The 14,190-nt window shown below is 30.8% G+C and carries 15 protein-coding genes and 1 pseudogene; 1 reads left to right on the plus strand and 15 read right to left on the minus strand.

Annotated features, from left to right (window positions below):
* The 15 genes and pseudogenes from BUB87_RS12060 to BUB87_RS12130 all read right to left on the minus strand — a co-directional run.
* Positions 1–190: pseudogene (locus BUB87_RS12060) on the minus strand (IS110 family transposase); the annotation flags it as partial.
* Between the two features lie 94 nt (positions 191–284).
* The gene (gene wzy, locus BUB87_RS12065) at positions 285–1,775 is read right to left on the minus strand and encodes an O-antigen polysaccharide polymerase Wzy (protein ID WP_073345827.1); all 1,491 of its coding nucleotides are present in this window, start codon (positions 1,773–1,775) and stop codon (positions 285–287) included.
* A complete protein-coding gene (locus BUB87_RS12070; RefSeq protein WP_073345830.1) occupies positions 1,768–2,874 on the minus strand; it encodes a glycosyltransferase in 1,107 nt (368 codons plus the stop codon). Before BUB87_RS12070 ends, wzy begins: the two co-directional genes overlap by 8 nt.
* 13 nt (positions 2,875–2,887) lie before the next feature.
* A complete protein-coding gene (locus tag BUB87_RS12075; RefSeq protein ID WP_073345833.1) occupies positions 2,888–3,865 on the minus strand; it encodes a glycosyltransferase family 2 protein in 978 nt (325 codons plus the stop codon).
* A 5-nt stretch (positions 3,866–3,870) separates the two neighbouring features.
* On the minus strand, positions 3,871–5,190 hold the full coding sequence (rfbH, locus tag BUB87_RS12080; protein ID WP_073345835.1) for a lipopolysaccharide biosynthesis protein RfbH: 1,320 nt from the start codon (positions 5,188–5,190) through the stop codon (positions 3,871–3,873).
* A gap of 1 nt (position 5,191) precedes the next feature.
* Positions 5,192–6,286, minus strand: a complete 1,095-nt coding sequence (rfbG, locus tag BUB87_RS12085; RefSeq protein WP_234946042.1) for a CDP-glucose 4,6-dehydratase — start codon at positions 6,284–6,286, stop codon at positions 5,192–5,194.
* A complete protein-coding gene (locus tag BUB87_RS12090) occupies positions 6,258–7,217 on the minus strand; it encodes a transketolase family protein (RefSeq protein WP_073345840.1) in 960 nt (319 codons plus the stop codon). Before BUB87_RS12090 ends, rfbG begins: the two co-directional genes overlap by 29 nt.
* Before the next feature lies 1 nt (position 7,218).
* A complete protein-coding gene (locus BUB87_RS12095; RefSeq protein ID WP_143156700.1) occupies positions 7,219–8,046 on the minus strand; it encodes a transketolase in 828 nt (275 codons plus the stop codon).
* A gap of 18 nt (positions 8,047–8,064) precedes the next feature.
* Complete coding sequence (locus BUB87_RS12100) at positions 8,065–9,015, minus strand: NAD-dependent epimerase/dehydratase family protein (RefSeq protein ID WP_143156701.1); 951 nt, start codon at positions 9,013–9,015, stop codon at positions 8,065–8,067.
* Positions 9,006–9,779, minus strand: coding sequence for a glucose-1-phosphate cytidylyltransferase (rfbF, locus tag BUB87_RS12105; protein ID WP_073345847.1), 774 nt, complete (start codon positions 9,777–9,779; stop codon positions 9,006–9,008). Before rfbF ends, BUB87_RS12100 begins: the two co-directional genes overlap by 10 nt.
* A gap of 278 nt (positions 9,780–10,057) precedes the next feature.
* Complete coding sequence (locus BUB87_RS12110; protein ID WP_073345850.1) at positions 10,058–10,273, minus strand: hypothetical protein; 216 nt, start codon at positions 10,271–10,273, stop codon at positions 10,058–10,060.
* 63 nt (positions 10,274–10,336) lie between these two features.
* Complete coding sequence (locus BUB87_RS15135; protein WP_084111286.1) at positions 10,337–10,492, minus strand: DUF4351 domain-containing protein; 156 nt, start codon at positions 10,490–10,492, stop codon at positions 10,337–10,339.
* Positions 10,462–10,848: a hypothetical protein gene (locus BUB87_RS14210; protein WP_200792833.1), complete on the minus strand. Its 387-nt coding sequence runs from the start codon at positions 10,846–10,848 to the stop codon at positions 10,462–10,464. Before BUB87_RS14210 ends, BUB87_RS15135 begins: the two co-directional genes overlap by 31 nt.
* A 68-nt stretch (positions 10,849–10,916) precedes the next feature.
* The gene (locus tag BUB87_RS12125; protein WP_200792834.1) at positions 10,917–12,188 is read right to left on the minus strand and encodes an RNA-guided endonuclease TnpB family protein; all 1,272 of its coding nucleotides are present in this window, start codon (positions 12,186–12,188) and stop codon (positions 10,917–10,919) included.
* A 96-nt stretch (positions 12,189–12,284) separates the two neighbouring features.
* Positions 12,285–12,836, minus strand: a complete 552-nt coding sequence (locus BUB87_RS12130) for an RpnC/YadD family protein (RefSeq protein WP_073345855.1) — start codon at positions 12,834–12,836, stop codon at positions 12,285–12,287.
* 681 nt (positions 12,837–13,517) lie between these two features.
* On the opposite strand from BUB87_RS12130, the gene BUB87_RS12135 reads away from it, so the two are divergent.
* On the plus strand, positions 13,518–14,081 hold the full coding sequence (locus BUB87_RS12135) for a DUF4351 domain-containing protein (protein ID WP_159432412.1): 564 nt from the start codon (positions 13,518–13,520) through the stop codon (positions 14,079–14,081).
* The last annotated feature ends 109 nt before the right edge of the window (positions 14,082–14,190 follow it).

Here is a 14,190-nt window from a genome sequence, read left to right on the forward strand (position 1 = left end):
TCAAATCCATTGCCCATGCAAGAAATTTTTCCATACCTTCTCTGTTGTTTCCAAATTCCAGACGTTTACCGTACTCCACGCCCCTGTAATCAAATGCTCTGGCATGATGCTTTTCTTTAGCAATGTCCACTCCTACGATTAATGTTTTTTCTGTCACTTGCAAAATCTTTTCATTTTGTGTATACTTCATTTTAGTACCTCCTGTTTTTTCGTTAATTCGAGGTAAGTTCTAGAACTTACACTCTGTATTTTATCAGGAGGTACTTATTTTTTCAAAGTTCGTTTTAGCTCATTTTCGCCCATTTTAAATCATTACAGGAATGCTCCTTTAATATTTTATAAAGCAACATGGCAATAAAAACACCAATAATATTGAAAAAAAGTTCTTGGAGTATAGAACTAAAATCAATTCGATTAAAGTTCATTAATTCCGGTAAAATCATAGAATAAATTAAAATTCCAAATAATCCTTTCCTTTTAAAAACACGAATAAATGATAAAATTAACCCATAAATTATAAAAATAATAAAAATCCCAAACAAACCAAAATTATTATATGCTTCAGCAACTGGACTATAACCCCATCCAATAACAAAAGGGAAATTGGACATATAACTATTATGAATAAATAATGCAAAGTCTTGTGCTATAGTTGGAGGTTTTGGTCCAGGATATAAGCTTCTTGGCAATATATTTGCTATTGAATTAACATATGAAGATCCATATAGTAATTTGCTTCTATTTTCAATTGAATACAATAAAGTAAAATACGGACCTGCAAATTCGTTTTCGCCAGGTAAAAACCAATTTATATTTATGTGTTCAGTAATCCATGTTATGCCATCTTGTATTTTCATTTCATTATTCATTATTGGTGAAATCAAAAATCTGACTTGTGCAAAAAAAGTCAAGCAAATATAAATAATGATAGCATAAAATACTATTTTTTTATTTATTCTAACTTTTATGTTCTTTTGTATTATCCAAATACCATAAATTATAATTAAAGAATAGGCTAAATAACGGCGATCACCTTGAATTATCATTAAAATTATCCATAACAATAAAAATAATAATGATATATACAGAATCTTTTTATCTTTAGTGTTAAAAAAGTTATAATAAACTATTGCTATCCCCGGAAATATAAAACTGCTATACGGAAGTGAACCTCTTACTTGGGATAATAAAGTCATTCCTGCTCCTCTTTGTAATGATATATAATGGAAAAAACCTCCTACCCTTTGATAATTTAAAAAAAATAACATTAAACCTGTACAATACATTACAATACCTGTATATAATAAAGCATTTCTTTTTATTACATATTCTTTTTCGGTAAAAATTTGTATTTTTTGTCTTTTAATAAATAATTCAGATAACTTTTCTCCAATAATTAATCCTACCAATGCTATTATTCCTAAATAACCTGCATAAATAACTGTCGATGATTTAAATGTAAGTGGATATATTTTAGAAATTAATAAATCTTTATTAAATTCAAACGCAAATTGAATAAGGATTAATCCATTATATGCTGCAAAAAAAGACAAAAAAATTAATAATGGATCTGCTAATCCAAATTGTTTAGATCTTTTATTTATTAAAACAATCGAAAACAATATAATTGTTAATCCTAATAAAAAAGCCTTAAATGAAACATACATAAAATTAGTTAATATTATTGAAAATAACCCAATTAACAACCCTAAAAGTATATATAATAAAAAATTAATGTTATATTTATTTGTGATTAACTGATTAATATTATTCATCTAAAACCTTCCTTATCAAGTCTATATATTTTTGTACACTACTCTCAAAAGTGAAATCTTTTAATTCATTTAAAAGCATTCTATTTTCTACTTTATTTTCTAGTAACTTTATTATTTCATTAGCTAAAGCATCAACATCTCCAACAGGTACTAATTTACCCAATTTCCCATTTTGTAGTATTTCTCTTGGACCACTATAACAATCTGTCGAAATAACTGGTGTACCACAAGCTAATGCTTCAACCAATACAGTAGGAAGCCCTTCTCTTTTTGAAGATAGAACAAAAACAGAAGCACGTTTTATATATGAATACGGATTTTCAACAAAACCTGGTATTTTTACATCATCATCTAATCCCATATCATGAATAAGTTTTTCAAGATAACTTCTTTTCTCTCCCTCTCCCAAAATTACTAATCTTACTTTCATTTTTTCATATATTTTTTTAAAAGCGTAAATCAAAGTATCAAAATCTTTTGCTTCAGTAAGCCTTCCCACAGAAATAACAACAGGTGGTTCTCCAGGATAAAACCAACTATCATTTACATTTTCCATTGATTTCCTAATCAAATCATCACTTATTATCGGATTATATATTACATTTATCTTTTCTAAAGGTATATTTAGCATATTAGACATATCCTTGGCAACATCTTTTGATACCGCTACTATAGCATCAGAATATTGATAAATATATTTTAGAATGTTAATTGCTATTTTTTCTTTTAAATTTTTTGACTCTTTTTTAGCTAAACTTAATGTTGTATGTTCTGTAATTATTACTTTTGTTTTATTGTTCATAAATAACTTTGCAATTATCGCAACGATATTTATATGCCCCATTGCAGAAACAATAACATTAGGCTCATTTTTTTTGATATATTTTATTAATGGGATAATACTTGTTATTGCACGTTTTGAATTTAAATTAATAACTTTTATATTTTGTGGAATTTGATTAATATATTGTCCTTCTAATTTAACAACCACTAAATCAATATTATAATTTTTGTTAGCTAATCCACTTGCTAAGTTTAGCATTACCCTCTCAGCACCACCTCCTCTTAAAGAAGGAATAAATATTGCAATTTTCTCCATAGTATAAACCCCTCTAATAATATTTTTGATTTGTAATAATCATTTTTACCTTATGCAAAATAATTGCTATTATAGGACAATAATAAGATAAAAATAATCTTAATTTATATGAAACTTTAATATCATTTATCCAGAATTCCTCTTCCTTCAACTTATCTATATACCTCTTAAAATCATCTCGTTTTATATAACCATATGCAAGTTTATTCGATAATACAGAAATCAAATAATATGTAGCGTTTTTCTTTAAATATGGAATAATATACTCAAGTTTATTCTCTTTTATTAATTTAAGGGCATATTGATACCCCTTGATATTTCTATCAAGAAAATTATTACTACTATCCTGACCTTCGTGATGTCTATACATTAATAATGGTTCATGTAAAAACAATATTTTTTTATTGTATAGATTTATTTCCATCCACATATAACCATCAGCATTAGGACCAATTTCTGGTCTAAATCTTATATTATTGCGATTTATAAAATCCGTTCTTAACATAACAGTAGGACATGGTAAAACAAAATTCTCTTTAAACAACTTGTATATAAAATCATATTTTTCAAAAATAATATCATTATCAAGTTCTTTCTCTCTTTGTTTCAATATCATACCTCTTTTATTTATAATGCTTATATTCGTTGCAACTAAAACAACATCGTCATTTTTATCTAATATTTCAACTTCTTTTTCTAACAACTCTGGTTTCATAATATCATCATCATGAAATATTATAACATATTCTCCCTTTGCCATATCTAAAGCTTTATTAAAATTATTTATTCCTCCAATATTAATTTCATTTTTAATATATCTTATACGAGCATCATCAAACGATTTAACAACTTCTTCCGTGTTATCTGTTGAAGCATTATCCAAAATTAATAGTTCATAGTCTTTAAACGTTTGCGCTAACACACTTTCAATAGCCTCTTTTAAATAGTGTGCTCTGTTATAGGTAGGTATTGCTACTGTTACTTTTGGCATTAGAGTCACCTTCCTTGCCCTGTAAATTTCTCAATTACACTTATTATATATTTAACCATTTTTCCATTTATCCCAGGCCAAACTCCTATCCAGAACGTCCTTTCCATAATTATATCTGTATTCTTCAAACTACCTACAATTCTATATTCTACATCATTATTTACGAATAATGGCTGCCTCAATATATTTCCAGCAAACAATAGCCTCGTCCCAATTTTATTTTTCTCTAGATAATCTATCAACTGATTTCTATTAAACGATGCGCTTTCTTTTATGGTTATAGGAAACCCGAACCAGCTCGGCTCACTGTTCTCCGTCGCTTTGGGAAGAACAAAATAATCTTCTAATTCTTTCAATCCTTCATATAATAACTTAAAATTCTCTTGCCTTTTTTTGATAAATTCAGGCAATTTCTTTAATTGTGATAAACCTACAGCAGCCTGCATATCTGTTACTTTAAGGTTATACCCCAAATGTGAATAAACATATTTATGGTCATACCCAAATGGTAAATCACCGTGTTGCTGAGAAAATCTTTTCCTACAGGTATTATCTTTACCAGGTGGACACCAGCAATCCCTACCCCAATCTCTGAAAGAAAGCATTATTTTATACAATTCTTGGTCATTCGTTACAACAGCTCCACCTTCCCCCATCGTTATGTGATGGGCCGGATAAAAGCTAAATGTCGCTATATGTCCAAATGTCCCTGTATATTTGTTCCTATACTTAGCACCCAATGCATCACAATTATCTTCAATTACCCAAAGATTATATTTTTTAGCTAGTTCCATAACTTTGTCAAGGTTAAAGGGATTGCCCAACGTATGGGCCATAAATATCGCTTTTGTTTTATCTGTTATGGCTTTTTCTATTTGACTAACATCATAATTGTACGTCCCCAATTCCACATCTATAAAAACAGGTACCAATCTATTTTGTACAATCGGAGCTATTGTTGTGGGAAATCCCGCTGCTACCGTTATTACCTCATCACCTGGTCTTAATCTTCTTTCACCAAGTTTATATGATGTTAAAGCAGATACTGCAATTAAATTAGCAGAAGATCCTGAATTAACTAGCGCACAATACTTTACTCCTAAAAACCGTGCAAACTCTTTTTCAAACTGTTCGGCATATCTTCCCGATGTCAACCACATATCCAGCGATGCATCTACAAGATTGATTAAATCATTTACATCCAAAACCTTCCCTGACACAGGAATATATGTTTCACCTTCTGTAAATGGTTTTGATGTTTCCTCCTTTTCTTTGAAGTATTTTTTAACTTCATTAAATATTGATTCTCTATTTATTGATTCCATCTTATCCTTCACTCCATAATAATTTTTTTCTTTTTGCGCTTTCTATATATTCATTTATTTGATTAACTGTATATGACAACATGTCTTTCTCATTGTTATAATATGCCTTATACCAATTAATAGTTTTTTCTATAGCTGTATAAATATCATATACTGGTTTCCATTTCAATTTCATAAAAGCCTTGCTTGTGTCCAATTTAAGCAATTTTGCTTCATGGGGGTGTATTGAAGAATCAATTTTATACTCACCACTTCCCCAATATTTTATTGACAATTTTACCATTTCCTCAACTGTAATTATATCGGAATCGTTAGGGCCAAAATTCCATCCACTATTAAATTTGTTTTTATCTTTCAACATCAAAACCCCTAACCACAAATATCCTGATAATGGCTCTAATACATGCTGCCATGGTCTTATTGCCTCTGGATTTCGTATTAATATTATCTCATTTTTAGACAATGAACGAATGCAATCGGGTATTAATCTGTCTTCTGCCCAATCTCCTCCACCTATAACATTCCCTGCTCTAACAGATGCTATAGCAACACCACTATTGTTAAAATAGGAATTACGATAAGCTGATGTTATTAATTCAACACATCCTTTGCTCGAACTGTATGGATCATAACCACCCATTGGATCATTTTCTCTGTAACCATATATCCATTCTTTATTTTCATAACATTTATCGCTTGTTATTGTTATTACAACTTTAACACTATCCGTTTTTTTTATGGCTTCATAGACATTAACAGTACCCATTATATTCGTTTCATATGTTAGCTTTGGTTCTTTATATGAAAGTCTAACCAGAGGCTGAGCTGCCATATGAAATACTATTTCAGGTTTGAAATCCTGAAATATTTTTGTCAATTTTTCTTCATCCCGTATATCACCTATCACATGATGTATTTTTTTGTCTAACTTAATTGTTGAAAATAAATTAGGATTTGTAGGCGGCTCTAATGAATACCCTAATACTTCTGCTCCTAATTCATAGAGCCATAATGCAAGCCATGAACCTTTAAATCCTGTATGACCTGTTATTAATATTCTTTTATTCTTATATATATTTAGTGCTGTATTTATCACTTTCATCACCTTTATCTATCTCGCATAAAATTTTACTTGCTATTTTATCCGGCGTCAAGAAATATAACTGCCTCAAGTATTTTTGACTACCTACTTCATGGATAAATTTATCTGGAAGGGCAAATTTCATAAATCTTTTATATATAGTATTTTTCAATAAAACATCAGCAATTTTTGATCCTAATCCTCCTGTTTCAATGTGTTCTTCAATTGAAACTATTAATTTCTTATTTTTAGCAGATTCAACAATGATGTCCTCGTCTAAAGGTTTTATGGTATGCATGCTTATAATTTCAACAGACAAATTATTATTTTCAAGAATTTTTGATACTTCAACCGCAGTCTCAAGCATATTTCCAGTAACAAAAACTGAAATATCATTTCCCTCTTTTAATTTAATTCCTTTTCCAATTTTGAAATTAATATTCTTTTCATTATGTATAACTGGTTCTCCATTTTTCCCAAGTCTAATATAACATGGTCCTTCTAAATTAATAGATTGCTCAACAGCTAATTTTACTTCTACAGGATCACCAGGCGCTAATACGGTCATTTCAGGCAGTGAAGACATTATTGCTATATCTTCAATTGAATGATGGGTTACTCCTGCAGCCCCATAAGATAATCCACTGCCAACACCAATAATTTTAACAGGTAATTTCTGATAGCATAAATCGTTCCTTATTTGTTCCAATACTCTATAAGTAACAAAAGGAATTATAGAATATACAAAAACTTGTTTATTACACAGTGCTAAACCTGCAGCTATACCTATCATATTAGCTTCGGAAATGCCTACATTTAAAAAATTTTTGGGAAATTGTTCTTTTAATTTATCAAATACTGAAAAGCCTAAATCTCCTGTTAACAAGTAAATATTATCATTTTTTTTCATTAGATTCATTAATGTATTGACAAATGCTGTTCTCAATTTACTCACCTATCTCTTTTATAAATTTATCTAAATCATCAACTTTCGGTGACTTATAATGCCACTCTAATTTGTCTTCCATTTCTTTTATTCCTTTACCTTTGACTGTATGTGCTATTATCATTGTAGGTTTATTTTGCATTAAAGGTATATTATTAAATGTTTTTTCTATTTCATACAAATTATGTCCATCAATTTCAAGTACCGCCCATCCAAAATTTTCAAATTTATTTTTTAATGAAGAAATTGTTTGTATATTGTCGGTTCTTTCATAAGCCTGCAATCTGTTTGCGTCAATAATCCCTACTAGATTATCCAATCTTAAACGTGATGCTGAGATCGCTGCCTCCCATATAGAACCTTCTTGACACTCACCATCGCTCATCAAAACAAAGGTCCTATACTTTTTGTTATCATATTTACCAGCTAAAGCAATACCAACACCTATCGATAAACCATGTCCTAGCGAACCTGTTGAAGCTTCTACACCAGGTACACTTAATCTATCTGGATGTTCAGATAACGCACCACCATCAACACCAAATCCCTCTAACATTTCTACATTAAAAAAACCTCTTTCTGCTAACACTGCATACCAAGCTGAGGCAGCATGCCCTTTGCTTAAAATAAACCGATCTCTCTCCGGTCGTGTAGGGTTATCAGGATCAATATTTAAAATCTTAAAATATAGTACTGTAAGCAAATCAACAATAGAAAATGCCGAACCAATATGAGAAGCATTTGCCTTACAATGCATCCACAATAATTTTTTTCTGATCTTTTTTGTTATTGTACTTATGTTTTCAATCGAAAGTTCTTTAGTATTCATTTTAATCATTTCCTTTCATCAACGTGTATATAACTTTAAATTATTTGTAAACCAATTAATATTTTTTGTAAGTCCTTCTTTCAAGCTATGAGTAGCCTCCCATCCAAGCTTTTCTTTTGACTTGGTTACATCTGCTTTCCAAATTTTGAAAGTATCACTTACCCTTCCTTCAGCGGTCCCCCATAATGGTTCTTTATTATAACCGATAATTTCTTTAATTGTTTCAAATACTTCTTTTACTGTGTACTGCTTACCTGTTCCAATATTAAATATATCACCATGCGTCAAATATTGAGCATTTTTTATTACTGTTTTATAAGCTTCTATGACATCTTCTATAAAAATAAAATCTCTAACTGGGTTAGGATTAGATAACTTAATATCTTCATTCCTCAAACAACTTGTAATTATATACGGAATTAATCGAGTCGGTTCTTCATAATAACCATACGGTGAAAATAAACGTAATGTAAATACAGGCAAATTATACCGCCTTGCAATGGATTGACAATAAAGTGTAGCCGCAGCCTTTGCAACTCCATAATCATCAATTGGTTCTAATAAATCATTCTCAGACATTGGTTTATTTTTACCACCATATTCAGAACTGCTGCCAGTATTTATAAAACATTTGAAGCCATAACCTATACATGCATTCAATAGATTCACTGTGCCTAAAAAATTTGTGTTTATAATTTTCATACTATCTTTTTGAAATGGATATCCACCATATATTGCATTATGTATAATTATATCTGGTTTCAAAGCAGATATTACTCTTTCAACTTTATCTGAATCGTTTATATCGCAGTAATGTATTATTATATCTTTAACAATATCATTAAGTCTCCAAAGATTGGAAGTTTCTCGTACTATAATATGAATTTCATTATTTTCATCCAAAAACGATCTTACTATATTAGCCCCGATAAATCCTGTAGCTCCTGTAATTAAATACTTTAATCCCATATTTTCCACGGCGCCTTTCCACTATTCCACATTTCTTCTAATTCTCTTTTATCCCTCAACGTATCCATTGGTTTCCAAAAACCTTCATGCTTATAAGCAAAAAGATTACCTTCTTTCGCCAATTTTTCTAATGGCTCTCTTTCCCAAATAGTACTATCATTTTCTATATAATCTACAACTTGAGGTTCTAATACAAAAAAGCCACCATTAACCCAGCCACCATCTCCTGGTGGTTTTTCAGTAAAATCTTCAACTTTATTATTTTCACCAAATCTCAATGCGCCAAATTTACCCGCAGGGAGAACAGCAGTTAATGTAGCTAATCTACCATGGCTTTTGTGAAAATCTATTAAATTATTTATATTTACATCCGCCACTCCATCCCCATACGTGAGCATAAATGTTTCATTTCCAATATACTCTTTAACTCTTTTAATTCTCCCTCCTGTCATCGTATTCAACCCTGTATCTACTAAAGTTACCCTCCATGGTTCCGCATGATTATTATGTATTTTTATGCCACCATCATAAAAGTCTACTGTCAGGTCGCTCATATGCATGTAATAATTAACAAAATACTCTTTTATCACATAACCTTTGTATCCAAGGCAGATTATAAAATCATTGTGCCCATATGTCGAATAGATCTTCATAATATGCCAGAGTATTGGCTTCCCACCTATTTCTACCATTGGTTTTGGTTTTATATCTGTTTCTTCGCTTAAACGTGTACCAAAACCACCAGCCAAAATAACAACCTTCATAATATTTTCCTCCCCTAATCATATCCAAGCCAACATTTTAGAATTTGTTTTTAATAGATTTTGTTTATCTTTTACATAATAAAGATATTTTGCTCCGATCAACTCTCTAATTTGATTTTAGATAGTGTATCAACAAAATTTTCTTCTCGATTAAACTTTTGCTAACATTAAATACTTTTATTTATATAATTTTTTGCAAATACCTAAAAATATTTTTCGCTTTTAAAATTAGTTTAATATCTTCTTTAATATTTCTTACAGTTTTTATATCCTAATCCTTAATTTATTTCATTCATACGTATTATAGTATTAATAACCCCAAATCCTTTATTTTCAGAATTTTTTCCCTTATTTTTATCAAAACTTTCGCCATTAATATCATTAATACATTTAAGACAAATAACACCTTTTCTCTGCGTTGCAAACTTATATGTCTTAAACTTATGTATATAATACAATACTTCATTTAAAAAATCAGCAGCTTCTTTATTCATTAAATTATGATTTCGTCTAATCAATTTCTTCTGCTATAAAAATAAAAGGTAATATATACCTTTCTATTGCTTAAGATATTTGGCTAAATCTTCTATACTCTTTATGTCAAATATATCATCAGCTATTTGTTCCAATGTCTCTTCATTTAATTTCATTATTTTTTCACTCAAATCATCTGGTAAAATTCCTACTCTTTTTGATAATTGCTTGAGTAATATTTTTGCCTTGCCTTTTCTCTTATACCCTCTTTCATACCCTCTTTCATGCCTTCTTTCATGCCTTCTTTTATACCTTCTATCATACCCTTCCTATAAATTTCAGGATCAATATACGTCTTTATCATTTTGTCCACCTCACTTTCTATTCTGTCATAATCCTCACCGTATAATTCTATAGATAAATTACTCATTTGAACCAGTATACTATTTAATTCTTCCAATATTATATTGACCATTTCTAAACTCGTCCGTGAAGCCTCCCCATCTAAACACAAAGTGTTATAGATGAGGCTTCCCACTGCATTAACAGCGGAACTACCTGTCATAAATACGGTCTGATCACGCAACGCAATCACACTGTGACTGCATGGCTTTAACCAGACTAATCAATGTAGACAGGGTCTGCTGGCTTCTCGCTACAGTATCAGGAACTTTTGCCTGATACCCGCAACCTCTCCCTTTCGGAAAGAGGATTTAATATCTCTCGAATAAAGTATCTTGCACCTATATTGTACGATGCGTTTAAATCCGCATGATATTTTTTACCTGTAGTAAATTCGCATATGTCTTTTTTGCCATTTCTCGTTACTTTCCCTGTTCTATCAAATGCTAATGCCGATGTGTTCTTGGGATTCACCCATGATACATGTATTCCGTAACTGTGTGCCATATCACATACCTTGTCCTGTATCTTTCTCTTTGCCCAGTATTGAAGCTTTATCCTCATCTTTCGAGCGTAGTTTTCCTTTGATTTGAGCTTACCTAAATACTCAAACACTATCACATCGGCATTATGCCTTAGGGCAAATTCTATGATCTTATGCGCTGTGTCGTTTATTATTTGACTGTTTATGTTGTTTATCTTTCTCCATAGGTTCGGTTTTCTCCCAACCCCTGATATCCTCTGCGCTTTTGCCAGCTTGTTTATCTTATGAAGCAGACGGTCTTTTCCTATAGGCTGATTGATAAACAATCTTCCTATGACAGTTCCGTCATACTTCATGGCGCTGCATACGGCAGAGTTGGTCAAACCCATATCTACCGATATTATCGTTCTATCTTTAAGCGGTGTTTCTTTTAACTTAACCTCTTTTTCGTAAGTGAAATGGAGATAATATTTTCCCCCACTTTTTACCAAAGCAGGATTCATTTCTTTGAAATTTGTCATGTCCCTATGCTCAAGATCTTTTGTCTTAAATTCTATATCGTGCCACACCCAGTCGTTATTTTTATATACCTTGATCTTTGCTGTATTATTTCCCGTACGCTCAAACATGTTGTCTTTATAGAGTACGGGAAATGAGTATCTTGTTATGCCCAACACGGGTAGTTTTTCTCTCAATATCTTCCCTTTTGCTTCATACTGTGCTTTTTTCTCAAAATAGTTTTCTAAATTCGAGCGGTAGCTTTTCACCGCACCAAGAGCTTCAGCTGTGGCGGCTCTCCTTAAATACGAAGGGAACTTATAGAATTTGCTGTCAAAATCATATTTAGCCTCGTTTTTCTTTGTATTGTGTATCAGCTTTTCTGTGTAGTTTAACTGCTCTTTTGCCGTTGATAGTGTTGATATGAAATCCCATTCGTTATTGACCACGTTGATTATATAAGACAATGCTTTATTGTATATGAATATGGTATCACCGAAGGATTTGTCCGTTATTTTGATTTTGAATTTCACGGTTTTGATGCATTTCATGCCAACACCAGCTTTACAAATTTTTCTTCTAGTACAATTATAGCATACAAAAACAGAATACTTCATCAGATTAGCAGTTATGATGCCTTACTCCACCTAAACATTGTTATAGGTGGAAACTGCGGCTATTGCTTTTTTATTCAATTCCTCTATTATTTCTTCTATCAAGAAAATTAATTCTTTTTTAGCTTCTTCCAGCCTCTTTTTCTTTTCTTCTTCGTTAATTTTTCCACTTTTTATTTTTTCTATATATTCACTTATATCTATAACCTTCAGAGGAAACATTATATATAACTCTTCTCTTTTATAATATTCCAAACCATGTTCCCACGTTTTAAATGTTGGCACCTTGTACTCAATCTTTTCTCCTGTATAAGGCATTTTTATATTTAGTCTCAATTCGTTTGGTATCGACGGACCTTTCTTAAGGAATATTACTATTTGGGATGGAAACTCTATGGTTATTTCACTATCTTTCGGAAAATTATTATAATCAAATCCATCTATTACTATTCCGAAACCATAATCTATCATTCTTATTACTATAGCCCTATCATTTAATGTCTGAAACTCTATATGATACTTCTTTTTACCATCGTCTTCATCTACTAATACCACTTTATCACATATTGCTCTAGAATAGTCCATTCTAACATATTCCTCTTTTAAAGGTTCAATACGTACACTTTTATCAAATTCCTTTTTAAACAACGAGTTGATAGCATATATCGTCAACTTATATATTAAACAGGTTTTTTAGAATTTCGTCATAATGTACTCTTTTGCATTGTTCCTCCATAAGCTCCCCCATAATTTATCTATCAGCAAATTTCGTAAAAAAATAAAAGGTGCTTTTCACCTTCTACTTTCTGAAATACAACCTTGCTGATGTCCAGATTATATTCACTTTTTGAATTTAGGCAATACGGCGCCCTTTGGCATGACAAGCATATTCTGCTCCTGCCAATTTTTTACCAAATATGACCACCGCATCGAACCTTGGGCGCCGAAACAACCTCAAGAATCTAGCGGATCCTGTCACAATACTTATACTTACAAAATTCAACTCTCATCAACTTTTATTCTTATAATTCTACATTTATCCTAAAAATCCTTCTTTTTTATAAAGATTCTTTGTATTTTTTTCTGTACATTATTTGATACTTTTATAAACCAATGCAACATGTTCTTTTTTGAACACATGTGATATAATATTACAAGAGTAGAAGAAAATGGGGATAAAATGTCTCAAACATACGATCTGACTGTAAAAAATATGTTTTCAGACATGGCAGATGATATATTTGTATAGTCCAAATGGACAATGGTTTGAGTTATACACTTGGCAATAACAAACTCGACTATAGGTACAAGATATTGGATGTGGGAGATCTCACATTTTCAAACATTGCAGAAACAGGCTATTTTGATCTTTATCCACTACTACCCCTTGCTGACAGGAAGGAAAGGACAAAAGCAGGAGAAAAATATCTTAAAATGTGCGTTGATTTGATCAAAGGAGTACCTGTAAGTACCAATAAAAAGAAAGATATTCTGTTTAAAGCTGAACTACTCTCAGGTATAGTATACAGTCAGGAAGTTATAAAGAAAATTTTTGAGGAGGCGGAAAAAATGTTAAGGCTCGAAGAATCATCAATATACAAAATGATAATTGAAAAAGGACTCAAAGAAGGTATGGAAAAAGGCATAAAAGAAGGCATTAAAGAAGGTTTAAGAAACACAATTTTAAAGCAGTTAAACAAAAAATTGAAAGGACTTCCGAAAAAATATGAAGAAATGATAAAAAATGCTGATAGCAACATTCTTGATAGAATTGCCGAAGATATTTTCGACATAGAAAAAACAGAAGATTTAGACAAATATTTTAAGTAATAGACGTATTTTCCGAGACTGTAAAAAATTTTGTGTAAAATGATTAAAAACCTCTTTCTTGGTAAGAATTCAAAAATAAAACAAACCGAGAAGGAGGTTTTTAAAAATG

The sequence above is a fragment of the Caldanaerobius fijiensis DSM 17918 genome (assembly GCF_900129075.1).
In the GTDB taxonomy this organism is placed as follows: Bacteria; Bacillota; Thermoanaerobacteria; order Thermoanaerobacterales; family Caldanaerobiaceae; genus Caldanaerobius; species Caldanaerobius fijiensis.